22 protein-coding genes and 1 tRNA gene are annotated in these 23,828 nt (G+C 51.3%); 11 read left to right on the top strand and 12 right to left on the bottom strand.

All coding sequences use genetic code 11. The annotated features are described in order from the left end of the window. Positions 1 to 6: 6 nt before the first annotated feature. From ACOI06_RS02235 to ACOI06_RS02220, 4 genes are read right to left on the bottom strand one after another with little or no spacing between them, the layout of a single operon-like run. Positions 7 to 3,714, bottom strand: a complete 3,708-nt coding sequence (locus ACOI06_RS02235; protein ID WP_420660859.1) for an AAA family ATPase — start codon at positions 3,712 to 3,714, stop codon at positions 7 to 9. After that, positions 3,711 to 5,045: an exonuclease SbcCD subunit D C-terminal domain-containing protein gene (locus tag ACOI06_RS02230; RefSeq protein ID WP_420660858.1), complete on the bottom strand. Its 1,335-nt coding sequence runs from the start codon at positions 5,043 to 5,045 to the stop codon at positions 3,711 to 3,713. Before ACOI06_RS02230 ends, ACOI06_RS02235 begins: the two co-directional genes overlap by 4 nt. A gap of 50 nt (positions 5,046 to 5,095) precedes the next feature. Next, positions 5,096 to 5,689: a chromate transporter gene (locus ACOI06_RS02225; RefSeq protein ID WP_420660857.1), complete on the bottom strand. Its 594-nt coding sequence runs from the start codon at positions 5,687 to 5,689 to the stop codon at positions 5,096 to 5,098. Next, positions 5,686 to 6,303: a chromate transporter gene (locus ACOI06_RS02220; protein WP_420660855.1), complete on the bottom strand. Its 618-nt coding sequence runs from the start codon at positions 6,301 to 6,303 to the stop codon at positions 5,686 to 5,688. Before ACOI06_RS02220 ends, ACOI06_RS02225 begins: the two co-directional genes overlap by 4 nt. A gap of 210 nt (positions 6,304 to 6,513) precedes the next feature. Here ACOI06_RS02220 and pagP point away from each other — a divergent pair, with 210 nt between their 5' ends. Further along, complete coding sequence (pagP, locus tag ACOI06_RS02215; RefSeq protein ID WP_420660854.1) at positions 6,514 to 7,092, top strand: lipid IV(A) palmitoyltransferase PagP; 579 nt, start codon at positions 6,514 to 6,516, stop codon at positions 7,090 to 7,092. Positions 7,093 to 7,145: 53 nt separating this feature from the next. Here pagP and ACOI06_RS02210 read toward each other — a convergent pair whose 3' ends face one another. Further along, positions 7,146 to 8,546 carry a CoA transferase gene (locus ACOI06_RS02210; protein ID WP_420660853.1) on the bottom strand — a complete coding sequence of 467 codons (1,401 nt, stop codon included), beginning with the start codon at positions 8,544 to 8,546 and terminating at the stop codon, positions 7,146 to 7,148. Between the two features lie 243 nt (positions 8,547 to 8,789). Between ACOI06_RS02210 and ACOI06_RS02205 the strand changes: the two genes are divergently transcribed. The 4 genes from ACOI06_RS02205 (at position 8,790) to ACOI06_RS02190 (ending at position 12,230) form a co-directional block, all read left to right on the top strand. After that, complete coding sequence (locus tag ACOI06_RS02205) at positions 8,790 to 9,566, top strand: GntR family transcriptional regulator (protein WP_420660852.1); 777 nt, start codon at positions 8,790 to 8,792, stop codon at positions 9,564 to 9,566. Further along, a complete protein-coding gene (locus ACOI06_RS02200) occupies positions 9,563 to 10,525 on the top strand; it encodes an ROK family protein (protein ID WP_420660851.1) in 963 nt (320 codons plus the stop codon). The genes ACOI06_RS02205 and ACOI06_RS02200 overlap by 4 nt, the downstream gene beginning before the upstream one ends. A gap of 106 nt (positions 10,526 to 10,631) precedes the next feature. Next, positions 10,632 to 11,429 carry an enoyl-CoA hydratase/isomerase family protein gene (locus ACOI06_RS02195; RefSeq protein WP_420660850.1) on the top strand — a complete coding sequence of 266 codons (798 nt, stop codon included), beginning with the start codon at positions 10,632 to 10,634 and terminating at the stop codon, positions 11,427 to 11,429. Positions 11,430 to 11,543: 114 nt separating this feature from the next. Further along, positions 11,544 to 12,230 (top strand): dienelactone hydrolase family protein, encoded by a 687-nt coding sequence (locus tag ACOI06_RS02190; protein WP_420660849.1) that lies wholly within the window; start codon positions 11,544 to 11,546, stop codon positions 12,228 to 12,230. 181 nt (positions 12,231 to 12,411) lie between these two features. Here ACOI06_RS02190 and ACOI06_RS02185 read toward each other — a convergent pair whose 3' ends face one another. The 3 genes from ACOI06_RS02185 to ispB all read right to left on the bottom strand — a co-directional run bounded on the left by ACOI06_RS02185 (position 12,412) and on the right by ispB (position 14,983). Beyond that, positions 12,412 to 13,467 carry a cytochrome-c peroxidase gene (locus ACOI06_RS02185; protein WP_420660848.1) on the bottom strand — a complete coding sequence of 352 codons (1,056 nt, stop codon included), beginning with the start codon at positions 13,465 to 13,467 and terminating at the stop codon, positions 12,412 to 12,414. 407 nt (positions 13,468 to 13,874) lie between these two features. After that, positions 13,875 to 13,951: transfer RNA gene (locus tag ACOI06_RS02180), tRNA-Pro, on the bottom strand. A 69-nt stretch (positions 13,952 to 14,020) separates the two neighbouring features. Beyond that, positions 14,021 to 14,983: an octaprenyl diphosphate synthase gene (gene ispB, locus ACOI06_RS02175; RefSeq protein WP_420660847.1), complete on the bottom strand. Its 963-nt coding sequence runs from the start codon at positions 14,981 to 14,983 to the stop codon at positions 14,021 to 14,023. Between the two features lie 106 nt (positions 14,984 to 15,089). On the opposite strand from ispB, the gene rplU reads away from it, so the two are divergent. The 4 genes from rplU to proB all read left to right on the top strand — a co-directional run bounded on the left by rplU (position 15,090) and on the right by proB (position 18,002). Next, positions 15,090 to 15,401: a 50S ribosomal protein L21 gene (gene rplU, locus ACOI06_RS02170; protein WP_420660846.1), complete on the top strand. Its 312-nt coding sequence runs from the start codon at positions 15,090 to 15,092 to the stop codon at positions 15,399 to 15,401. 34 nt (positions 15,402 to 15,435) lie between these two features. Further along, a complete protein-coding gene (gene rpmA, locus ACOI06_RS02165; protein WP_420660845.1) occupies positions 15,436 to 15,693 on the top strand; it encodes a 50S ribosomal protein L27 in 258 nt (85 codons plus the stop codon). Between the two features lie 69 nt (positions 15,694 to 15,762). After that, on the top strand, positions 15,763 to 16,872 hold the full coding sequence (gene obgE, locus ACOI06_RS02160) for a GTPase ObgE (protein ID WP_420660844.1): 1,110 nt from the start codon (positions 15,763 to 15,765) through the stop codon (positions 16,870 to 16,872). After that, positions 16,869 to 18,002: a glutamate 5-kinase gene (gene proB / locus ACOI06_RS02155; RefSeq protein WP_420660843.1), complete on the top strand. Its 1,134-nt coding sequence runs from the start codon at positions 16,869 to 16,871 to the stop codon at positions 18,000 to 18,002. The genes obgE and proB overlap by 4 nt, the downstream gene beginning before the upstream one ends. Before the next feature lie 358 nt (positions 18,003 to 18,360). On the opposite strand, the gene ACOI06_RS02150 is transcribed toward proB, so the two are convergent. Continuing rightward, a complete protein-coding gene (locus ACOI06_RS02150; protein WP_420661025.1) occupies positions 18,361 to 18,666 on the bottom strand; it encodes a hypothetical protein in 306 nt (101 codons plus the stop codon). Between ACOI06_RS02150 and ACOI06_RS02145 the strand changes: the two genes are divergently transcribed. Next, positions 18,557 to 19,846: an APC family permease gene (locus ACOI06_RS02145; RefSeq protein ID WP_420661017.1), complete on the top strand. Its 1,290-nt coding sequence runs from the start codon at positions 18,557 to 18,559 to the stop codon at positions 19,844 to 19,846. The two genes, ACOI06_RS02150 and ACOI06_RS02145, sit on opposite strands and share 110 nt — an antisense overlap. A 25-nt stretch (positions 19,847 to 19,871) precedes the next feature. Beyond that, positions 19,872 to 20,717, top strand: a complete 846-nt coding sequence (locus tag ACOI06_RS02140) for a class I SAM-dependent methyltransferase (protein WP_420660842.1) — start codon at positions 19,872 to 19,874, stop codon at positions 20,715 to 20,717. Between the two features lie 232 nt (positions 20,718 to 20,949). On the opposite strand, the gene ACOI06_RS02135 is transcribed toward ACOI06_RS02140, so the two are convergent. From ACOI06_RS02135 to ACOI06_RS02125, 3 genes are all read right to left on the bottom strand, one after another. Continuing rightward, a complete protein-coding gene (locus tag ACOI06_RS02135) occupies positions 20,950 to 21,438 on the bottom strand; it encodes a hypothetical protein (protein ID WP_420660841.1) in 489 nt (162 codons plus the stop codon). Positions 21,439 to 21,580: 142 nt separating this feature from the next. Continuing rightward, positions 21,581 to 22,744 (bottom strand): 2-methylaconitate cis-trans isomerase PrpF family protein, encoded by a 1,164-nt coding sequence (locus ACOI06_RS02130; protein ID WP_420660840.1) that lies wholly within the window; start codon positions 22,742 to 22,744, stop codon positions 21,581 to 21,583. Positions 22,745 to 22,791: 47 nt separating this feature from the next. Next, positions 22,792 to 23,817: an FCD domain-containing protein gene (locus tag ACOI06_RS02125; protein ID WP_420660839.1), complete on the bottom strand. Its 1,026-nt coding sequence runs from the start codon at positions 23,815 to 23,817 to the stop codon at positions 22,792 to 22,794. Positions 23,818 to 23,828: the final 11 nt, after the last annotated feature.

The raw sequence follows: 23,828 nt of genomic DNA, 5'->3' as shown, positions 1-23,828 counted from the left end.
CAGCTTTCAGAGGTCCTCGACACTCACGCGGCTACAGCCAGGACCTTCCACCACGCTATAGCCACCGCGCACGGGTTTCACTAGAATTTGTGCACCGATACGCTCTTTTAATGCTTGAACGTGCGAGATGATCCCAATCATCTTTCCCTCCTGCCGCAAGCCGGCCAATGCTTGCAAAGCCGTTTCTAGCGCTTCTTCATCCAGCGTCCCAAAGCCTTCATCTAAAAACAACGAATCCACGCGTACTTTGTGACTGGCCATGCGTGATAAACCCAGCGCTAAAGCCAAACTCACGATAAAACGCTCTCCACCTGACAGGTTTCGGGTCGTGCGCACTTCACCGGCTTGATACAAATCCACCACATCCAGTGCCAAAGGCTCCAGTCGACTTTGTTTGAGCACATAGCGATCCGTCATCACTTGCAATTGCGCATTGGCATGACGGATCACCCGTTCAAACGTGAGTCCTTGCGCAAATCGCTGAAACTTCTGCCCATCCGCCGAACCAATCAAATCGTGTAATGCCTGCCAGCGGGCACAAACCGTTTGTAGCGCTTCGATTTGTGTGATCTGTTGCGCATGTTGCGCGCGTGCCTTCTCATCAAGACTCAATTGTTCTCGCAGTGCGCCGTCACGACCCTGCAGATCAGCCCGCTCTTTGTCCGCGTCTTGTAAGTTAATCTGTAAAACTTCCACTGGCGACTCATTCGCTAACTGGCTCTGTAATGCCTGTTTTTTAGACAATAAAGTCTGCTGATTAGCCCTCAGTGTCGTTTCTTGTCGACTCAATGTTGCTTGCGCATCGAGCAACACTTGAATCTGTTCACGAGATAATCGAGCTGCTTGATAAGCGGCTTCATCGGCAAAGCCTTGCTCACTGCACTGGCGCGCAAATGTTTCTTCAAGGATAGCAAGCGACTCTCGACGTTTTATGAGACGAGCCTGCCAAGACACCAAGTTGTCACGTTGCTGCCGTAAAGCGGCTTGCGTCTGCAAAAAAACATCTCGGGCTTGCTGAGCCAACTGACTGGCTGCGTCACATTGAGCCTGTAGCATTTCCAGTTGTTGATGCGGATCCGCATCCGGCAAGATATCCAAACGTTGTTTGAGTAACGTGTCGTAGGCTTGCTGGATACGCTGACAATCAGCCTGCAAGTCTTGAACTTTATGGGTGTTTTGTTCAACCTGATCAAGCAGTCTCTCCAGCTGATAATTAACCTGCGCCACGTCTGGATAAGTCTGTGTCAACGCCGTATCAATTCTCAACCAAACCTCTCGACGCTGTGCCAGCGTGTTCATCAATCGGTCTGGTTCATCCAAATCACTTTTGTGGATGTCCAAATCCAGCAACACGGGCACCAAAGTTTCACGCAACTGTGTAATGGCCTCTTGAGCCTGCGCCCAATTCTGCTGATGATTCTCCAGATCTCGTACCAAGGCCGAGTGCTTGACCGCCAACGTTTGAAGTTGCTGTTGATGGGCTTGTTGTTTCTCTTGCACTGCCTGCAACTGATTTTGAGCAGCTTGAAGGGGTTGTTGCAGCTCATCGGCTTTGGCCTGTCGTGTCCGAAGATCGTCTAATGCGGTCTTTGTTTGTTGCAACTGTTCAGAAAGCTGTGATTCCAGAACCGAAAGACTCTTAGGTTCTACAGTTGCCAGTTCCGCTGTCCGTTCAAATTGCGTTAGAGACTGTTGCAGTTCCATGCATTTCTGCGTCAAAGTCTGCCGATTGGTTTCTTGAGCTTTTAAGCTCAACGAAAGCTTCTGCTGCAAACCAGACAGTGCCGTTTCAGCTTGTCGTAATGTCTGATGCTGATCCTGTACCGCCTGACGTGCAGTTTGAATCTGCTCTAACAGCGCATCAAGCTTTGGAACTGTTTCATGCACATACGGATGCACCTCAGATCCACACAAGGGACAAGGCTCTCCCACATGCAAATGCTGGCGCGCTTCTTCATACGACAAGACAGTTTGCGCAAACGCACGCTGATCCTGCAATAACTGTAATTGCGATTGTGCCAATGTATACGCTGTTTGCGCATGTGCCTGTTCTGTTTGCAAGGCTCCAAGTCGGACACGATCTTGCTGAATATCAGTCTCTGACGTCAGATCTTGGGCCTGTAGGCGGGTAATTTCTTGACACAGCGCCTGAGCCCGTTCAAGTTTTTGTTGATGGGTTTGAACCGTATTAAATCGTTGATGCAAGGCATGCACACTCGCACCTTGCAACCATTGTTCTAGCGTTGCGGTCAAGTTAGAGACCTGTGTTTTGTGTTGATTTAACTGCGTTTCTAAGCGCAATCCCACTTGATTCGTTTCTTTCTGGCAGGTTGTGAGGGTTTGTTCACGGTCTTTGAGTTCGTTGGCTTGTGCTGCAAGTTTTTGCAGCGAAGCCGTCTCAGACTTCAAACGCAGCAATTGCTGTTGCAAACCAGACCAGTCTGTACTCAAGACGGCATCGGCCTCAAAAAACTGGGCCTGACGCATCAACACGGTTTGTTTGGCAAGCATCTGCGCCCGAGCGATAAAAACTTCATCTAACTGCTCAACATCACGATTTAAAGCGGCGCGTGCAGTCTCAAGCGTTGTTTGGGCTTGTTGAAGGCTTTGTCGTTTGTCTGCCATCTGCTCATCCAGAGCCGTGACCTGAAGGACACGCGGCTTGAGGACTTCCAGCCTTTGTGACAAAGAGGTCCAATCCGCCTGAGTCTGCCGTTGTTTGGTTTCAAGCGTTGGCAAGGTGACTTCTAAAGTTTGAATGTCTGTCGAGCATTTTTCACACTCGGCCACATCAGCTTGTAACTCTTGGCGAGCCGTCTGAACCTGCAAAAAAGCGCCGTCCAATGTTTGTGCACGTTGTGCTTGGTTTAATTGTGTGTATTTAGAGGCAAATGCTTCGCGCTTTTGGATTAAAGTCTGCTGTTGCGTTTGTAGTTCAGTCAATTCTTTTTCGATCTGTGCCCAAGTGTCCCAGTGCTGAAGGCGCACTTGTATAGACCGTATTTGAGTGTTGAGTTCCTCTAGACGTTTTGTGAGCTGCGCAACCTCTTGCTGGATTTGTGTTTGTTCCTCTTCGCTTAACAAAACTGTGCCTTGAAGCGCGGTTTGTAAAAGCTGTAGATGCATCTGTTGCTCGTTACGCTGGCGATGTACGGCCATCGAAATCTGTGAATAAATCTCCGTTCCGGTAATTTGTTCCAGAATCGGCGCACGCTCTGATTCACGCGCATCCAGAAATGCAGAAAACTCCCCTTGCGCAAGCAACATCGATTTGGTGAACTGCTCAAACGTCATGCCGGTTAATTCAATCACTTTTTGGCTCGACTCGCGCAAACGCGATGTCAAAATCTCATGATCAGCGGTACTCACTTCATGGTGGGCTTGCTGCAATTTTCCGTCTGGCTTGTTATACGCACGACGTTGCCCCCAGTAACTCACGAATCGACCGGCAGGCGTTTCGAAAACCACCTCGGCATGGCATGAGCCAGTTTGACGCGTCATCAAGTCATTTTGCGCGCCACCAATCGGACCTAATCGCGGTGTCGATGCATAGAGGGCCAGGCAAATCGCATCCAAGATGGTGGTTTTACCGGCGCCAGTGGGTCCGGTGATGGCAAACAGGCCTTCTTGCAGATAAGCGGGGTCCTGCAAATCAATGCACCACTCACCCCGCAAAGAATTCAAATTGCTAAAACTGATTTTTAGAATTTTCATGCGAGAGGCGCTTCCTCTTGCTTCGATTCCTGATGCATGCGTGTCATCACGGCTTGAAATGATTCACGCAAGATCGGCTGTTGTGTCAATGGGATCTGATGGGCTTGTAGACATTGTTCAAACACTTCGTCTGGCGTCAGATCTTGTAAGTCCACCTCAACCACACCGGTTTGCCCTTGTTCCAGAAAGCGAGGTGCGAGCCGAATTCGCAACACATCGACACATGAATCGGCCACTCGCTGATTAATTTGCTCACGCAAATCCCCAACGATTTCTGGGCTGTCATATAAAACCTCAACCCAACAGCTTGTCCCATCGTCTTGTAAAGTGCGCAAAGTCTCCAGAATGTGCGGCAAATCACCCCGTACTTGCATCAGCTTCTGAAACACTGGCACCACCACGGCTTGAATCTCAAAATCAAACCCTTCGTGCTGGTTACGCGCTTGTGCTTCAAACTGAATCACAAAGACACTTTTTTGCTGATTGGCTTCACCAAACCCCATGCTTAACGGCGCACCACTATAGCGAATTCGATCTTGCTGACCCACACGCTGCGATATATGCAGATGGCCTAAAGCGACATAATCAAAAATCGGATCAAATACACTCGCATGCACCTGACCTAGTGTGCCGATATATAGGTCACGCACGCCTTCGCCTTCACGTAGTTGTGAACCCGCTGCATACAAATGACCGGTTGCCACTACGGGCACAGGATGAGACAAACCCTGCAGCGTTGAACGCGTCAGATCGGCAAGGGTTGCGTAATGCTGCCGAATGCCATTGACCAGCGCCTCTTCACGGGCTTGCAAATCGGCACCTTGTACAGCGCCGCGAACATCACGATCTCGCAAATAAGGAACAGCACACACAATCAGTTCTGGCTCACCTTGATGATCACGCAAAAGCAGAACCTGATCAGACAGATCCTCACACGCATGGCCCACGACGTGAACACCTAGCGGTCTGAGCAATGCGGCTGGCGCCTGTAAAAATAGAGAAGAGTCATGGTTGCCGCCCACAATCACCACATGGCGACAGCAAGACCGGTGCATTTGCACGAGAAACTCGTAATACAAAGTCTGGGCACGTACACCCGGTGTCGTGGTATCAAACACGTCACCAGCCACGATCACTACATCAATAGATTCACGCTGAACCGTCTGGACCATCCAGCGCATCAACGCTTCAAATTCGGCATCGCGCCGCCGTCCATACAAGGCGCGACCTAAATGCCAATCCGACGTGTGCAAGACACGCAAGCCGCGCCTAGATTTTGGGGCGGCGGTGTCATCAGGCAATGCCAGTGAAAGTTGTGTCTGTGGGTTCATCCCATCCATATTAAGGGAAAGCGCCAGCTAATGAAGGCCAGACGTGATTCTTACGACACGAACACAACGCTAAAAGCCCCTATGATGCCCCCAAATAGGATCAAGACAACCATCGGCAGGCGCGTTTTGAGCACAAGAACCACTGTCGCCGCACTGAGTAACCATAAGCCCCAGTCGCGAGTCACTTCCGTACCAGCCGTTGCCAACATCCAGCCAGAGGCCACTAGCATAGAGCTCACCACCGGACTCATCCCATGCTTGAAAGCACGCACCACTAGTCGGTTGCCATTGCGATGAATCCAGTGTGAAGCAGCATACAAAAGCACTGAACTGGGTAATAACAAACAAACCATCGTCAGCATCGCAGCCAGCAACCCCAGCCAGTAGCTCCCGGCATTTAAGCCCACATTCCAGCCTAACAAAGCCACAAACAAGACGTTGGGACCAGGTGCTGATTGAGCCAATGCCACTGACGCGGCCACCTGACTGTCATTGACCCAGCCTTGATCAACCACCAGAAAACGGCGCATTTCTGGCACCAAGATCAATGGTCCGCCAACCGACAAAATCGACAACAATAAAAACCGTTCTGCCAATGCCCACCAATCAAGAGCCGAGAGCGTAATTTCAGGCACGAGATTCATCGCGACGACTCCTTTCGACTTAAACAGATATACGCATACACGCAGGCCAAGGCGCCCAAACTGAACAGAATGTAAGCGACGCGTACCCCCATCAACCCTGCCAGCACGAACGTAATCACCACCAGCACTGCACAGACTCGCAAGCCCATCACATTGCTACCCAAAGATCCAACCAGCTTAATACCTGTCGCAATCACCAATCCTGCAGCCACCGCACCCATCCCTCGTAGCGCTGCGGCAACCGCCGGCAAATGATTAAACTGATCGTAGAGAATCGCCAGCGCCAGAATCAGAATCGAGGGCAAGGTAAACACACCCACAAAGGACGCAATCGCACCTCGCCACCCAAAATAGCGCGCACCTATCATGATGGACATGTTGATCGCAGGTGGTCCTGGCATGGTTCTGGCCACGGCCCAATCACCAAGAAACTCTTCTCGTGTGAGCCATTTTTTTTGTTGCACGAGCCCTTTCTCAACAAAGGCAATCATGCCGCCAAATCCCTGCAATGCGAGCAAGCTAAAGAAAACAAACAACTCCCAAATGGATTGGGGTGCGTTTTGTTCTTGCGTATCGCAAGAATCTGCAAGCGGTGGGGTCGAAGAAGCGTGCATAAGGTGCCTGAACAAGCAACGATCAGTTAAAGAAACAAGACAAACGTCGGTTAATAATCCAACAAGGCGATGATACTCTTGCGCGACCTGATATACAGCAACATTGCAACTATTAAAAAGTGCCAACCCTACATAAATTTGCATAAATTTGCGATAATCGCGTATTCAACTCATTTTTTTCAGCTTTATTTGCATTTTCGGATAACCACCATGAAACGGACTATCCTCCCTGCGCTTTGTGTCAGCTGCGCCCTCGCATCGACTGCCCTACCCACCTATGCGCAAGCAGATGGCGACTCATCATGGATGCGCGACGCTTGGAATACCGCCGCGACACATGTTGGCGACACATGGCGTGATGGTGACATTGAGCTGTACGCCCCTCTCTACACTTGGCATTTACCATTTGCCTACCGAAAAGAACTGCGCGACAGCTACACCACCTATCCAGGTGGGTTTGGCTTGGGCAAAGGACGCTACAACGCAAGCGGCAACTGGGAAGGCATGTATGCCATGGGTTTCCGAGACTCGCACGGTGATCCGTCATTCATGATCGGTTACGGCTGGATTCCGACCTGGGAACTTGGGAAATCTGAAGTTAGAGTGGGCGTCGGTCTGACTGGATTTCTGATGTCTCGTAAAGACTACTTTGGTGGCATTCCGTTTCCAGCCGCCTTGCCTGTCGCTTCTTTAAGCTACAAGAATCTTGCTTTGCAAGCAGCCTATGTTCCTGGCGGACAAAACAACGGCAACGTCGTCTTTATCTGGGGTAAATGGACGTTTCGATAACGCCAGCCCAACCTGAGAGACTTAGGAATTTCGGGGTTTAAGTTTTTTCAGTTTCAGAGCCAAACCGCATCGTGCGTGCCTGTTGGTGCACTCGGCAGCTCAAAACGTGCAGGTGTCAGACTCATTTGCTCGGCTGGACGAATCGCCGTCAGTCGACCTTGACTCGTTTCCATGGCGTGCAGCCACGGTCGGATTTCTTCATTGGTTAAATCAGGATCGCTATACCCTTGCTCACGCTCACCCAAGCTGCGTAACCAGTGCGCTGTTTGCGCCAGTGACACCCGAACGAGCCAACTGCCACCTTCGATAGAACGTCTACGCAAAGCGACCATCGCACCCCAAGCCGCCAGATAGCCTGTGGCATGATCCAATGCCTGACACGGCAACTGACCGGGCATGCCCAATCCTGCCGCCAACCCTTCTTCGTGCGCAATACCTGTTGCACTTTGCACCAAGCTATCAAAACCGCGACGTGTCGACCACGGACCGACATGTCCATAAGCAGACAGCGTGACATACACAAGCCCAGGGCGCGCTCTAGCCAGCAATTCAGGACTGAAATCTTTTTGAGCTAAACCACCTGGGCGATATGCCTGCAAGAAAACGTCGCTGTCCTGAACCAGCGCACGCAATTTCTCTGCATCTTCAGGTTTACGCAAATCCAAATGGGCTTGCCGTTTGCCCCGACCGGTATCCATCAACAGACCGTGCACTTGAGGCAAGTGCGGTGCACTAATGGCTAAAACATCAGCACCATGCTGAGCCAGTGCGCGTGCACCCACTGGTGCCGCAATAATCCGTGATAAATCCAGAACTCGAACACCCGACAATGGGCGCTCGACAGGCTGATCTCGCCCAATGGCTTCGACCGGCGCATCCCCAATACGCTGGATCTCCATGATCGGTAAACGAGACAAAGCACCTGCCTGCGGATGACGCGCCCACTGATCCGTGGTACGAACAGCCGCACCCACTAGACCTGCTTGCGCCAACTGAGTTTCAAACTGATCCGCATGCCAGTGTTGTAAGGCGTGGGCGACAGACTCCCGTGTCGGCTCGCAGCCTAGCAGCCGAAGAAACCCTTCCCGATGGTGATCAAACGTGGCATGCAAATGCATCCACTGGCGATTCACCGTCGGATACAGTCCATGCAATGCATGATGCCCTTGATTCAGAAGTTGGTCATTTAATCGCACATAGTGCTCTGACCGAAAACTTGCCAACGCATGGCGAACGGCAATGTCCACCGTCTGGTGTTGACCCGTTCGGTCAGCCCAGATCAACGCGGCCATCAGGGCTTGTGCACCAATCGTGCCCGCCGCCAGTTCACGGACATAAAACCGTGAAGGCAAACCAGGCTCATCATCGAATCGCAGATACTGTAGCTGTGATTCGGGCAACTGCCCAAGCTCCCAGAGCGTTTTAACGACAGACAGAGGTGTAGGCTCAGACATGCTTAACAAATTTGATCAAAGATGAGTCGATTATGCCCTTAAAACCATGCACATAGCGAATCGCACCCGTCATCGGGTTGCGAATCCGCGACGATCGGTCATTTTTTAGGTGAGAGGATCAAAATTTTTACTGTGTAAAATCAGCGCCAAACCAATTTATCGTAAGATGGTTTTACTTAGCTTAATGCGTTTTTTAGCGAAATTACGTTTTACCCTCATGCTTTACGGAACTCTTGTTTTTCCATGACATCCGTCAGATATGCGCCAAGCGCACAACCCCGTTATCGCTGGTTACATCACGAACTCCTCAAAGACTTACGCTTAGGCAAATATCCCATCGGCAGCGCATTTCCCACCGAAGAACAACTCGTTAAGCTGTATCAAGTCAGTCGCCAAACAGTCCGAGCAGCCACTCGCTTGTTGTGCGAAAGCGGGCTGATTCTTTGTCGCCGCCGCCTAGGGACCATTGTGATTGCCACGCAGCCTAGCAATCAAACTTTGTGCGCACCTCACTGCGCACAGAGCTACCGACAACAGAGTCTACGCACACGGCTCGTGGTGTTAGATAAGGCATGGAAACCACTCGATGCACAAACTCGACCACAATTTAATTGCCCGGCAAGTCACTGGTTACACGTCTATTGCATTCAGGAACGAGTTGATAACGCGCAGTTAAACGCACTGTCGGTTTTGTATTTACGCGATGAATATGCCGCCATCGTGGATCACCTACACACGCAAAGCGTCCATTTACCCGATTTACACCAGTCACTCTATGGTCAGCCGGTTGCCCGTATTGTTCAGACTATCCGTGCAGATGTTTTTCCGCCGCCACAGTTCCCATCGGAGCTTCTTACTCAATGCATCACTCCCCTTGCTTCTAAACAATTGACACCCGCCCCGCAAACCACGTACTGTCACTTAGATGCACAGGCGCAAATCATGAGTGCAATCACGCATTGTGATCAGCCGCATGACAACGAACTTAAAACCTGCTGGAATCTGGAGCCCATTTGTTGAAACCGAATCGAGCCCAAATGCGGATCGGCATTGATCTGGGCGGCACAAAAACCGAAGTCATCGTCTTGAATGCGATGGGCGACGTCTTGTTACGCGATCGCGTCCCGACACCGAGCCACGACTACTACGCCATTCTAGACACGATTCAGTCGCTCGTCGCACGGGCGCAAGTGATCACCGGCCCTGTTCCCCAGATTGGTGTGGGCATGCCGGGTGCGGCGGATCAGCACACGGGTTTAATCAAAAACGCCAATACCACTTGCTTGATTGGTCAACCTCTCGAAAAAGATCTGACGCTCAAACTCGGTTGTCCAGTCGTTCTAGAAAACGATGCCAACTGTTTTGTGCTGTCTGAAGCAGTCGATGGGGCAGCGGCAAACGACAACACCGTGTTTGGCGTCATTCTAGGCACGGGAGTGGGCGGCGGTTTGGCCTTCAATCAAACACTGTGGACAGGCTTACACCACATCGCCGGCGAATGGGGCCACAATCCGATTCCTTTGCGCTTTACACCCGCGAGCCCATCAGGCTCAGCCACCCTCAATTCAGCACCTTGGGTCGGCTTAGGGCGTCCTTGTTACTGTGGTCGTACAGATTGCGTAGAAACCCATTTATGCGGCCGTGGGCTTGTACAAACTTGGACGCATCTGTCGCAACACCCAGCTCCTGAAGAACTTAGTGTGCCTTGGATTGTTAATCAAGCCAAACAGGGAGATCCCACCAGTTCGCAAACGCTTGACCTTTATGCGCAACAGCTTGCCTGCGCATTGTCCACGATAATCAACCTACTAGACCCAGATGCCATTGTGCTGGGCGGCGGTTTAAGTCAGTTACCCGATCTGGCATCCAATGTGCAAAATTGGCTACCACAATTTGTCTTTAACACTCGTGTTGACACATCCATCTTGATTGCAGCGCACGGTGATTCCAGTGGCGTAAGGGGCGCCGCTTGGCTTTAATCCCACCCAACCTCGAGACCAACCTAAAACGCGCAGCTCACTCAGAACGTCCTAAGTCATTTTTTTGCGTAGAATTGGATCAACACCCATCATTACGGAGACAACTTTGAACACAGAAACTCAGAAACCTGGGGGTCGTATCATTACTGAACATCATGGACCCGTGACGGTTCTTAAGTTCGATTACCCCGAGCGTCGCAACGCACTATCAATGCCTATCCGCGAGCTTCTTAGCGAAGCCTTAAAAGCAGCCATTGCCGATGAAAACTGCCGTGCAATCGTGTTGACCGGTGAAGGCGCCCACTTTTCTTCTGGTGGCGACATCTCAAGCTTTGACAACCTGACTGCGATTTCAGGACGTCGTCGTATGCGTAAAACACACGATCTGATCGTGGAAACCATGATCGCCTGCGAAAAACCCATTATTGCAGCTGTTGAAGGTCACGCTGCGGGCGCTGGCATGTGCGTGGCCGCCAACTGCGACATCGCCATTGCGGCAGAAGGTGCCAAATTTACCTGCTCATTCAACAAGATCGGGCTCCTGCCTGACTTGGGTGGCCTCTGGTCCATTCCACAGCGAGTCGGACTGGGTCGCGCCAAATTGTTGATGATGACTGGACGCATGATCGATGCCAAAACTGCGTTATCCTACGGTTTGGTTGAAGAAGTTTGTGAAGATGGCAAAGCCCTCGAAACAGCCATCGCACTGGGTCAGGAAATTGCCCAAACCGCACCCCTTAGCAATGGTTTTACAAAAAATGTCCTGGCACGCGGTCCTCTGACATTGGAAGAACTGCTCGATGCGGAAACCGATATGCAAGGCTTGTTGTTTGGCAGCGAAGATTTCCGTGAAGGCCGTGATGCCTTTATGGAGAAGCGCAAACCTCAGTTCAAAGGTCGTTAAAACAAGGCCATAAAACGCAATAGACTGAGCAAAAGCACGCTTGCGTGATCGGTGCATCAAATTACATTTGGGGACGAATATGTCCCCATATTTTTTTAAAAAAGGAATTTCACAATGGGAAGCAGCGTTGAACTGACGGCATCTGATGGTCACCAATTGGACATGTATCTCGCCATGCCCGAAGGCACCCCAAAAGGAGCCGTCCTTATTTGTCCCGAAATCTTTGGCATTAACAGCCACATCCGAGCCGTTGCCGATGAATACGCTAAAGCCGGTTACATCGTAGGTGCACCTGCCTTGTTTGATCGTGTTCAACGCAAGTATGAGGCAGGTTACGAACGCAGCGATGTCGAGGCAGGTATCGCCATTATGCAACAAATCGTCATGGCCGATGCCTTAGATGATACCCACGCAGGGATCGAATACTTACGTCAGTTACACCCCAAAGTCGCCGTCATTGGCTACTGCTGGGGTGGCACAGTGGCCTGGGTGAGTGCAGCGCATCTGCCTTATCTGAATGCTGTCGTCGCCTATTATCCAGGTGGTCTGATTGCCAATGCAGAGCTCAAACCACAATGCCCCACTATGCTGCACTTGGGTGAACACGATCCAAATCCACCGGCCGATGCGGTGCGCACGGTCATGGCCGAGCACCCCACCGTCATGACGTATTTTTACGATGCAGGTCATGGTTTTAATTGTGATCAGCGCCCTTCTTATGCCAAAGACGCTGCCAAAACGGCTACAGAACGGACACTCGCCTTTTTAGATCTGAATGCTGCGCGTTGGATGATCGCTTAAATCGATCACTGATTCCGAATTCTCACGCATCCGCAGCTTACTTATCTAACACGCGCTTATCTTCAACGCGCGTATTCGAAACTTAGATACACACAAACTGCAGATGTAAAAATGGTGGGATAGCCCACCATTTTTATGAGCAGACCAACCTTCGACCTGCCACGTTCAAACCACGCTTAAATTACATCATAGGTGCGGGTTTGGGAGTATCCGGTGTGCTTGCAGGCAACGTTGGATATTCCACTTTAGGCTGATCACCAGTCAGCGTATTCAAGAAGGCGGTAATGGCCTTGATCTCTTGTTTACTCAGATCTGCACCCAGCTGGCTGGTACCCATGATGGCCACGGCTTCTTCCAGATCCCACACTTCACCGTTGTGGAAGTAAGGTGCTGTCAAAGCAATGTTACGCAGTGGACCTGCCCGGAAGACGTACTCATCGCTGGCCGTTTCGGTCACCATGAAGCGACCGCGATCGCTTTCTTTCAGCAATCCACCAGGACGCTGAACCACACCAAATGGGAAGTAGCCCTGACCACCGACGTTCACACCACCGTGACAACCCACACAGCCTTTGGTGATAAAGAGATTCAGACCGACGATTTCTTCGTCATTCAAAGCATCTTTACCTTCCAAGAATTGGTCAAACTTCGCGTTGGGAGTCACCAATGTGGTTTCAAACGCTTCAATGGCTTTGGCCATATTGTCAAACGTCACTGGGTTGTCCTGACCTGGGAACGCCGCCTTAAAGTGTTCCACATACTCAGGCATACTCAGCAGTGTGGTCACGACGTGCTCAGGGGTTGCGTTCATTTCAACGCTCGCCTGAATTGGACCTTTTGCTTGTTCAGCCAAGTCATCTGCACGACCATCCCAGAACTGAGCGATGTTAAAGACCGCATTCAGGACTGTGGGGGAGTTACGAGGACCTGCCTGCCAGCCGTGACCAACCGCGACTGGAATGTTATCGGCACCACCTGTACCCACACTGTGACAGGTGTTACAGGTAATGATATGACTGGAGGACAAGCGTGGTTCAAAGAACAACATCTTGCCAAGTTCAATCTGATTGGGATCAACTTTTCTTTCAGCGATCACAACTTCCGCTGTTGGAATGGGCGCAAACAATTGCTGCGACAATTCGCGCAACTCTTTCACGTTCACGTCTGAAGCAGCCATTGTCGCTGCACTGTAACCACAAAGCAGGGCCACGGATAAGCCTGTCATGCGCAATTTCATAGAAATACCTCTTATTCGAGTTGTAACCGTTTTATTGCCTACCGCTATCAAACCATACTTAATAGGCCGATGTGCTGATCTATATCAATTCACACGCATGAAACCATGCTTTGTCAAAGATTAACCACAATATCTGTAGGATTTTGTGAGTATCGAGTCAAAACGACCCTAATTTCTGTGACATCTTGTCCAACATACGATCAGCTCAAGCCCGCAAGAGACGAACCCTTAACCACAAATTAGGCAATACACACCTGATTTGTCAAGATAAAGTCAGTATTTAAAGGAAGAAAGGACTGAACGCGCAGTACAGACGGCAAAAAAGCCCGTGCAATGAATATCACAGGGGCTTTAAATTGGGGATCCTTGTTGATGTTTGGATCGCCTTGATTTTTGGACCGTCTACTTGGTCGGGGTGAGAGGATTCGAACCTCCGACTCCTGCGTCCCGAACGCAGTACTCTACCAGGCTGAGCTACACCCCGACGGTGTCACAAATTGAAGAGCACGATTTTAGCAGTTTAAATGCCAAAGTCACGCTAAAAAAGCATCGATCAAAAAACTCGATCAAGCGAACTTTGTGCCACTTTTGCGAGATGTTTCGTCCATGCATTGTCAGGCAAAGCTTTCAGGGCATCGAGTGCCAGATTGACCTCTGCTTGCGCTGCATCGCGGGTGTGTTCCAGTGCATCAGTGTCTCGAATCGCATGACCGACCTCTTCAAAATCACCCTCACCACCCTCTTCAATGGCTTTGCGAATCAAGGCTCGTTGCTCAGGCGTGCCAACTTCCATCGCACGCAGTAGCGGCAACGTTGGCTTACCTTCACGCAGATCATCACCGACGTTTTTACCGAGTGTTTGCGCATCACCTGAATAATCCAGCAAATCATCCACCAGCTGAAATGCAGTCCCCAAATGGCGTCCATACGTTGCCAACGCATCGCAATAGCCTTCTGGCGCATCAGCCAAAATGGCACCACAACGAGCGGCCGCCTCAAACAGTTTGGCGGTTTTAAAGCGCACGACTGTCAGATATCGTTCTTCGGTTACTTCCGGATCATGAACGTTGAGTAATTGCAACACTTCGCCTTCAGCAATGACGGTTGTTGCCTGTGCCATGGTCTGCATAATCGACATACGACCAATGTCGACCATCATTTCAAACGATCGTGAGTACAGATAATCGCCAACCAACACACTAGCTGCATTGCCAAAGACGGCATTGGCAGTCGAGCGACCACGGCGCAAATCCGACTCGTCCACCACATCATCATGCAAAAGAGTTGCGGTGTGAATAAACTCCACCACAGCGCCCATCAGCGCATGCTGAGTGCCTTCATAGCCGCAGACCTTGGCAGCGAGCAATACCAGTGCAGGCCGCAGACGCTTGCCGCCCGAGCCAATGATGTAGTCACCGATGGTTCGGATTAACACCACGTCGGATTGCAGCCGGTCTCGGATCACCGCATCAACGGATTTCATGTCCTCGGCAATCGGGGCGAGGAGATCATTCATAGGTTCTTGTGACAATTTCTTTTGACTTTCAATCGGTTAAATAGTATAGTTGCGAGTTCGGAAATTTACCGAATTTATCAACACAGGCAAACCAAGAGGTTAACCCATGTACGCGGTCATAAAAACCGGAGGCAAACAGTATCGCATTGCTGCCGGCGAAAAACTCAAGATAGAACAGATACCAGCAGACATTGGGCAAGAAATCACCCTTGACAACATCCTGTCTGTCGGCGAAGGCGATCAAATTAAGATCGGTACGCCCACAGTTGAAGGTGCTGTTGTGAAGGCTAAAGTTCTTGCTCACGGTCGCCACGACAAGATCAAGATTTTCAAGATGCGTCGCCGTAAGCATTATCGCAAACAGCAAGGGCATCGTCAGAATTATACGGAAATCCTTATCGAGTCGATCTCTGCCTAAGTTCGGCAGATTCGATTGTTAGCAGGAGTCAAACATGGCACAGAAAAAAGGCGGCGGCTCAACGCGTAACGGCCGCGATTCCCAGGCCAAACGACTGGGCGTCAAAGCATATGGCGGTCAGAGCATTCTGGCTGGTTCCATCATTGTCCGCCAACGCGGCACCCGTTTTCATCCGGGCGTTAACGTTGGAATCGGCAAGGACCACACTCTCTACGCATTAGCAGATGGCAAAGTTCAATTTGGCACAAAAGGCAAACTGAACAAGCCCACAGTTTCTATCGTGACTGAATGATAGAAACTCGCGACTAAATGCGCGTGGCCCTGTCGGTTCCGGCAGGGCCAATTTTTTTTGAAGATCATTATGAAGTTCGTTGACGAAGCCACAATTGACGTCATTGCAGGCAGAGGCGGTCACGGCTCGGCCAGTTTCCGACGTGAGAAATTTATTCCTAAGGGCGGACCCGATGGGGGTGACGGTGGGCGCGGTGGCAGCGTCATCGCTGTTGCTGACCGCAACATCAACACACTGATCGATTTTCGTTATCAGCGCAAACATGCTGCCGGTAATGGTGAAAACGGCCGTGGATCTGCCATGTATGGCGCGTCCGGCAAAGATCTCACAATTCGCGTCCCTGTTGGCACAGTGTTCTATAACGTCGAGACGGGCGAAGAGATGCACGACTTGGCTGTCCATAATCAAAGCTGTGTGATCGCCAAAGGCGGACGCGGCGGTTTGGGCAACCTGCACTTTAAATCCAGTGTCAACCGAGCACCCCGACAATTCACTAAAGGCACCCCCGGTGAAGAGTTCCGTATTCGCATGGAACTGAAAGTTCTGGCTGACGTTGGCTTACTGGGCATGCCCAATGCAGGCAAATCGACGTTGATTCGACAAATCTCGAATGCACGTCCCAAAGTCGCTGATTACCCCTTTACAACGCTACACCCTAATTTGGGTGTTGTGCGCACCTCACCGAACCACAGCTTTGTGGTGGCAGACATTCCCGGGTTAATCGAAGGCGCGGCAGACGGTGCCGGTTTAGGTCATCAATTTTTACGTCATCTGAGCAGAACGCACATTTTGTTGCATCTGGTCGATGTCTCTAGCCCCGATCCGGATGAAGATCCCATCCCGATGGCCGTTCAGGAAATGCAAGCGATTGAAAACGAGTTAGAACTCTATGATGCAGAACTCGCACAAAAGCCGCGCTGGCTCGTGCTCAACAAGCTGGACATGACCCAAGACCCCGAAGCGGTTAAAAACCAATTCATTGAAGCAAGCGGTTGGCAAGGTCCCGTCTACGCAATCTCTGCGTTAACCGGCGCCAATGTCGAGCCGTTGGTCTGGGACTTGCAAAAAGCCGTTGATGCAGCGCATCAAGCGTTACACCCCGAAGACACACCAACCGATGCGGATGCGGTTGAAATCGATCCGCGATTTGATCCTTCACGTTCAGACGGTGACTTATGAGCACACCCCCTGTCCAAAACTTGACCGATAGCAATCGGCTCATCATTAAAGTCGGCTCTACCCTCGTGACAAACAATGGTCAGGGTGTGGATCAAAAGGCAGTCGCCCATTGGGCCGCACAAATTGCCCGTTTACGGGACATGGGAAAATCGATTGTGCTCGTTTCTAGCGGTGCGATTGCGGAAGGTATGACACGTCTTGGCTGGTCTAAGCGTCCGACCGAAAAGCATGAACTCCAAGCCGCAGCCGCTGTGGGACAAATGGGACTGGCACAAGCCTACGAAAACGCGTTTGCCCCCTTTAACATTCAGACCGCACAAATCTTGTTGACTCATGATGATTTGTCAGACCGTTTGCGTTATCTGAATGCTCGCTCCACGATTTTTACTCTGCTGCACCTCGGTGTCATTCCAATCGTCAATGAAAACGACACGGTATCCACCGAAGAGATCAAACTTGGGGACAACGACACACTTGGTGCGTTGATTACCAATCTCGTCGAAGCAGACGCCCTGATTATTCTGACCGATCAGCGTGGTTTATACGACAGCGATCCCAGAAAAAACCCAGATGCGAAATTCATCTCCCAAGCCAGTGCAGGGGATTCTGCCCTTGAACAGATGGCTGGAGGCGCAGGCAGTCACCTCGGTAAAGGCGGCATGCTCACCAAGGTCTTGGCCGCCAAACGGGCTGCACGCAGTGGTGCACATACGGTCATTGCCTCGGGCCATAAAGAAAACGTCTTGCTGCGTTTGTGTGAAGGCGAGTCCATCGGTACTTTGCTAACCGCCAGTCAGTCGGTGCTTTCCGCTCGCAAACAGTGGATGGCCGATCATTTGCGACTGCGTGGTCGCATCATTTTGGATGATGGCGCCATTCAAGCCTTGTTGCACGACGGCAAGAGCCTTTTATCGGTCGGCGTCAAAGCCGTTGAGGGCAGTTTTGAGCCGGGCGATCTAGTGGCCTGTATTGATGGCGAAGGTCGTGAACGTGCCCGAGGCTTAATTAACTATTCAGCTCGCGACACTCGATCGATTATGGGCAAACCCAGTCATTTAATTCCATCGATTCTAGATACGCTCACGAGCTCCGAACTGATTCATCGCGACAATCTCGTCATTCTGACCTGATGCGCTGTTTTACGGACACCAGATTGCTCATCTGACCACGGTGAACAATCTGGTCGTGCAGACAGACAAGACCCAACCTTGCAACCTAGAAGGTATCGGCGGTATTTTAGGCGAAATCGATCCTATAAACCGCGTCACTCCGTACTCAGTTTTTCGTTTTTGATTGTATGTTTCTCGTTCTATTTTTGTTCGAAAAGTTTTCTTTTCAGGGACACAATTGTCGGCAACGTCAACTGAACAGAAGAAATCTTTCTTACAGATTTTCCTAAGAATTTTCGTGACGTTCTGATTGTGCAAAAAGCTTGTGCCGCCGGTGCTGCTGACGGTGATCCACGGGCGGCCCGCAAACCGGCTCTGGTCAACGCAGAACGGGATAATAGGATTCTCTGAGAAACAATCGCGATTGACACGTGCTACCATAAAACCCACAAATGACACGGTGCACCTCATGCTCGAGGGCTTCTGACCGTACAAAAAAACTAAAGAGACGAATGACAAAATCCTCTCGTGTGACACCCCAGCCAGTACTTTCGGTGTTCGATGCCATCACCATCATGGTAGGGTTGGTCGTCGGTATCGGAATTTTTCGTACACCCTCAGTCGTGGCCAGCCACGTAACATCCGAATGGATGTTTTTGCTGGTCTGGGTAATGGGAGGGGTCATCACACTTGTCGGGGCGCTATGCTATGCTGAACTTTCCTCGACACATCCCGACGCAGGCGGCGAATATCATTTTCTCTCACGTGCCTACGGTCAGCGCATAGCCATGCTGTTCGGTTGGGCGCGATGCACCGTGATTCAATCCGGGGCGATTGCGGCTGTCGCGTTTGTGTTTGGCGACTATGCGAACCAATTGCTATCACTGGGACCACACGGCCCTGCCATCTACGCCGTGCTGTCTGTCTTGCTGGTCGGCGGCATTAACGTAGTCGGCACGGTTCAAAGCAAACAGCTCCAAATCACAGTCACCGCCATCGTCTTTGGCGCAATCACAACCATCATTGGATTTGGCCTCTTGGGAACACCGACGTCTGCACCACCTACCCCCGTCGTCGAACCGCACACTGCTACGCTGGGCATGGCCATGGTGTTCGTGCTGCTGACCTATGGTGGTTGGAACGAAACAGCCTACCTGAGCGGAGAGCTTCGAAATCCACAACGTAATATGATCCGTGTTCTGGTGCTAGGCACCTGTATTCTAGTGCTGTTCTATCTACTGGTTAATTTCGCACTGCTGTCCGTTTTAGGGTTGGACGGTTTGCGTTCGTCCGATGCAGTCGCAGCCGACATGATGCGTCAGGTCGCGGGTCCTAAGGGTAGTACAATCGTCACAGTCGCCATCATTGTTGCGGCCCTCTCAACCCTAAACGCCACGGCTTTTACCGGCGCGCGGGTGTTTTATTCGATCTCGAAAGATTTACGTATTGGAGGCGGCTGGATGGGGACATGGGATGAGCGCGGCAAGACGCCTGCCAACGCACAGATCATTCAGTGCGGCTGGGCCTTGGTGTTGATTGCTGTCGGCGCCGGTCATCCGGATGGTTTTGCGGCAATGGTCAATTACACGGCACCAGTCTTTTGGGGCTTCATGTTATTGGTGGCGCTGGCACTGTTTGTTCTCCGCTGGCGCTTCCCCCATATAGACAGGCCTTATCAGGTTCCTCTATACCCACTTACACCCATCCTTTTTGTCCTGTTCTGCAGCTACATGCTGTATTCAGGCATCCTGTATGCCGGCCAGGCTGGCTGGATCGGTCTGGCGGTGTTGGCCGCTGGTTTGCCAATTTTACTATTGAGAAAAACAGAAGCGCCCATACCTTCGACACGCTCACCTTTTCTGTAACCCACATTGAGTGATCAAGACACCTATGACACTATCAAACTATTCTCACACGATGTATCGATTCATGGCCGCGACTGTGCTGGCGCTGAGTTTGGGGACTATTCACGCACAAGATGCTACAAATGTGCAGAACAATGAGGCATACGAGCCCAGGGTCGGACAAGTCGGTAAAGATGTCATGTGGGTGCCCACGCCCCAGTCACTGGTAGACCAAATGTTAAAAATGGCAGCAATCACACCCGAAGACTATCTGGTGGATCTTGGCTCGGGTGATGGTCGTACGGTGATTACCGCGGCACAACGTGGCACTCGCGCTCACGGGATTGAGTTCAATCCGGATCTAGTCGAGCTCTCTCGCCGGGCAGCAAAGCTAGCAGGCGTGTCCGAAACAGCCACGTTCACCCAGGGCGATATTTTTGAAACAAACTTCTCTGATGCGACAGTGGTCACTTTGTTCCTGCTTCCAGAACTGAACCTACAGCTTAGACCGACGCTACTGGATATGAAACCCGGTACACGCATTGTATCGAACTCTTTTGACATGGGCGACTGGGAAGTCGACGATTCTGCCCATGCCACCACCGATTGCACATCTTACTGCTATGCGTATAAGTGGATCGTTCCAGCCAAAGTCGCAGGGACATGGCAATTGGACGATCGCGTTTCCCTGACCCTCGATCAAAACTACCAAAAACTGACCGGCTATCTGATGGAGGATGGGCGACGGTACGAAATCGATCATGCAGCCTTGCAGGGTGCAGATATCGCCTTCACCGCCAACGGTCGACAATATACGGGCGAAGTGAGCACGAATCAGATGACGGGTCGTGATCAGCACGGAAATCTTTGGACTGCCACGCGCATGTACTGATTACACCGGTCATTTTACCTCCTAACCACAAACCCGTATCCTGGCGCGGGGGCACACAAATCAAGGGAGAAGTTCGCTATCTGTCAGGGCGAGGACAAATTCGTGACGCTGACCGCCCCTGAGTCAGCGTAATCACGATACCAACCAACGCCCCGAATGGTGCGCTGAAACGTTCACACCGTCAGAATAAATAGCCCGTCGCCCGTTGTCTAGCGACACAAGATACAACCGCTCACAACGGCGAGCGATCGCTCAGCACTCGTGACAAAATGTCAGCTGATGCCGCATCTTTGACCGCAATGGCAAACGTCCCCCCTGTAATCGGCTCCTGAACAGGGAGCACTTTGAACAAGCCACCCTGCCACAGCAGGGTGATGAGGACTGGAGGAGACTGCGTAGCTTGTGCCAGACGTGTGGCCGCATCGGGCGAGACCATCACCCCCACAAAATAAGTCCCACTCGCGTCACGCATAGGCTCCACCATTTCAATGGCAGATCCTTTAAACAAAGGCTCGGGTTGCACATAGACTGTTGGGTTACCTAAAGGCCCCATTTTGAGTTGCCAATTGGCATAGGGCGTGTCTTTCGCCACATGAAAGACCATTTGATCCCGTGTTTCAACCGGTGGATAAATTGAATCCCAGATGGCTCCACAACCCGACAAACCCAGACACAACAGCGCAATCAACGCTGTGCGCAGACCCAGAACGCCTTGCTTCACAACACCCACCTGACTTCTCCCAAGACGACTGATTGGTTGGAATTGTTAACCATTTGAAATGAAATGTTTGCACCAGACACTTGCATGAGAAACCCCAAGCAAGTGTCCGATTATAAAAACGCTGAACTACAAAAACACTGAATTAGGCCTTAGGCATTGTGCTTGCAGGCACCCAGACACGTCCATCAAACAACATACGGGCAGTTCGGTAGAAGGAGCCTGCGAGCGCTTTCCACTCACCCTCTTCCTGCACCACATCGGCACCTACCGTCAGTACACCAGAAGGCATGCCCAGACGCAATGCACCTTGCGCTGGCGTGTCAGACGACAGCATCTGTGAAACCACAGTGCCTGTCATACGGGCTGCAACGGCTGTACACAATGAAACCGTCAATGGCAACGCACGGTGTGGCTGACCATTGGACATCACACGGGCAACCAGATCAATATCTTTAGCAGGCACGCTATCACCCGACAAGGTTGGGTTGTCCGCTGCAGGACTCACAAACCCAATAAAGGGCACACTGGTTGTCGTGCGTGCACTCTCCAGATCAGGTGCAATACCCATCGCAACCGATGCACGAATACGAATCTCGTTGAGTAGCTTTAAGAGTTCAGGACGACTTTCCACTTCGTCTGGCAATTCCAGACCGGTCAGTCCAATGTCTTTGGCACGCACAAACACGGTGGCATTGGCGGCATCAACCATCGACACTTCCAGTTGTCCCAAACCTGGGATCTCCAGCGTATCGAGCACTCGACCTGTTGGCAGTAACTTACCGGTTGTTGCACCACCTGGCTCCACAAAATCCAGTTTGATCGGCGAACCCGTTCCACCCACACCTGGAATTTCCAGATCACCACCATAAACAGTCGCACCGTCTTGCGTAGCAAATGTACTGTGGATGATTTTCTGGGTATTGGTGTTGTGAATACGTACAGTCGTACTGGTTCCTGTCGCTTTCACCAAGCCTTGATCCACGGCGTAAGGTCCCACGGCAGAGCTCATGTTGCCGCAGTTGCCCCGATAATCCACGCGGGCGTCTTTGACCTGCACCTGTGCAAATGTGTAATCCACATCGGCATCCGGATGTGTTGACGGTCCGATAATGCACACTTTGGATAACGATGAAACCCCACCGCCCATCCCATCGAGCTGACGACCATAGGGATCGGGAGAACCCATTGCTGCCAAGAAGATCGGTGCCCAATCGTCACGATTTTCAGGCAAATCGCGCGGATGAACCATCAGTGCTTTACTGGTACCGCCCCGCATAAATACAGCTGGTAATGATTTTTGTGACACGATTTATTCCCCTTATCAAAAATTAATTCACAGCATATTCAAAGTATTTACTCACAAACACCGATATCCGCGTTTGTGCCATTGCGTTGATTTTTAGTGTGCGCTTGTTGACCATGGCTTGCCAAGGCACGCTCGCGCGCTGCTTTACTCAATTGTGCAATTTTACCGGCCCGGGCTTTTTCCAGATGTTGTTTCAACAGTGCTGCAGCGGCAACCCGATCCCCACTGGCCAGACAATCCAAAATCGCCAGATGCTCGACACACTGTCGTCGCACACGATCTCGATCCGCAGCCGTTTCTCGGTATTCCAGCAAGCTGCGCAACTGATTATGCCGCATCACTGTTTGCTCAACAAAGCGATTACCCGACAGTCTGGCTAGCCCTTCATGAAAGTTTGCGTTCGCCTGCACCATTTGCGCATGCGTGGCTGTTTCATAGCCACCATCCACCAACTCTTGTTGCTCGGCGCGCATTCTATCTAAAAGTGTCAGGTCCAACTCAAAGCTTTCCATTTGCAATGCCGATGGCTCAAGCACAATGCGCAAATCATAGCTTTGTGCGCAACTCTGCGGCCCATCGATCATCGGTAAAAACGCCCAACCTTTACTGGTTCGTTGCTCGATCCACCCTTCATTGGCTGCTCTGGTTAAGACACGGCGCATACGCTCACGCGTAAGGTTATAACGACGCATGGCTTCAATTTCACTGAGTACATCTGGCAGACATCCATCTAAGCGATCACGCGCCAATGCCAAATAAGCCTGATCCTCATCCGAAGTCGGCAATGTCTCTTCCAAGGCTGCCAATTCACTACCGTCATACGCCAAGAACAGACCTCGTTTGGGAGGCCTTGTTTCGACCAAACCCTGCTCAGCCAAAAAGGCCAAAGCGCCCCGAATGGGCGAGCGCGATGCGCCAAGCACTTGTTCCAACGATTGCTCTGTCAAGTGATGGCCGGCGGGCAAACGTTGCGTACGCGCATATTCAATCACGCGGTTAGCCAGCGCGAGATGCAATGGGTTCGTTTGGGGCGCAGAAGGCACTTTATGTTCACTCAACCGTGAAAAAGACATTTGGGAATCTC

Source organism: Orrella sp. 11846, from assembly GCF_048820935.1.
In the GTDB taxonomy this organism is placed as follows: Bacteria; Pseudomonadota; Gammaproteobacteria; order Burkholderiales; family Burkholderiaceae_B; genus Algicoccus.
The sequence above is the reverse complement of the archived record's forward strand: the minus strand, read 5'-3'. Positions and strand labels throughout refer to the sequence as shown.

Excerpts from the sequence above, each read along its gene's own strand:
- ACOI06_RS02235 (WP_420660859.1), bottom strand. The coding sequence starts at position 3,714 with ATGAAAATTCTAAAAATCAGTTTTAGCAATTTGAATTCTTTGCGGGGT.
- ACOI06_RS02230 (WP_420660858.1), bottom strand. The coding sequence starts at position 5,045 with ATGAACCCACAGACACAACTTTCACTGGCATTGCCTGATGACACCGCC.
- ACOI06_RS02225 (WP_420660857.1), bottom strand. The coding sequence starts at position 5,689 with ATGAATCTCGTGCCTGAAATTACGCTCTCGGCTCTTGATTGGTGGGCA.
- ACOI06_RS02220 (WP_420660855.1), bottom strand. The coding sequence starts at position 6,303 with ATGCACGCTTCTTCGACCCCACCGCTTGCAGATTCTTGCGATACGCAA.
- pagP (WP_420660854.1), top strand. The coding sequence starts at position 6,514 with ATGAAACGGACTATCCTCCCTGCGCTTTGTGTCAGCTGCGCCCTCGCA.
- ACOI06_RS02210 (WP_420660853.1), bottom strand. The coding sequence starts at position 8,546 with ATGTCTGAGCCTACACCTCTGTCTGTCGTTAAAACGCTCTGGGAGCTT.
- ACOI06_RS02205 (WP_420660852.1), top strand. The coding sequence starts at position 8,790 with ATGACATCCGTCAGATATGCGCCAAGCGCACAACCCCGTTATCGCTGG.
- ACOI06_RS02190 (WP_420660849.1), top strand. The coding sequence starts at position 11,544 with ATGGGAAGCAGCGTTGAACTGACGGCATCTGATGGTCACCAATTGGAC.
- ACOI06_RS02185 (WP_420660848.1), bottom strand. The coding sequence starts at position 13,467 with ATGAAATTGCGCATGACAGGCTTATCCGTGGCCCTGCTTTGTGGTTAC.
- ispB (WP_420660847.1), bottom strand. The coding sequence starts at position 14,983 with ATGAATGATCTCCTCGCCCCGATTGCCGAGGACATGAAATCCGTTGAT.
- rplU (WP_420660846.1), top strand. The coding sequence starts at position 15,090 with ATGTACGCGGTCATAAAAACCGGAGGCAAACAGTATCGCATTGCTGCC.
- rpmA (WP_420660845.1), top strand. The coding sequence starts at position 15,436 with ATGGCACAGAAAAAAGGCGGCGGCTCAACGCGTAACGGCCGCGATTCC.
- obgE (WP_420660844.1), top strand. The coding sequence starts at position 15,763 with ATGAAGTTCGTTGACGAAGCCACAATTGACGTCATTGCAGGCAGAGGC.
- proB (WP_420660843.1), top strand. The coding sequence starts at position 16,869 with ATGAGCACACCCCCTGTCCAAAACTTGACCGATAGCAATCGGCTCATC.
- ACOI06_RS02145 (WP_420661017.1), top strand. The coding sequence starts at position 18,557 with ATGGTAGGGTTGGTCGTCGGTATCGGAATTTTTCGTACACCCTCAGTC.
- ACOI06_RS02150 (WP_420661025.1), bottom strand. The coding sequence starts at position 18,666 with ATGACCCCTCCCATTACCCAGACCAGCAAAAACATCCATTCGGATGTT.
- ACOI06_RS02140 (WP_420660842.1), top strand. The coding sequence starts at position 19,872 with ATGACACTATCAAACTATTCTCACACGATGTATCGATTCATGGCCGCG.
- ACOI06_RS02125 (WP_420660839.1), bottom strand. The coding sequence starts at position 23,817 with ATGTCTTTTTCACGGTTGAGTGAACATAAAGTGCCTTCTGCGCCCCAA.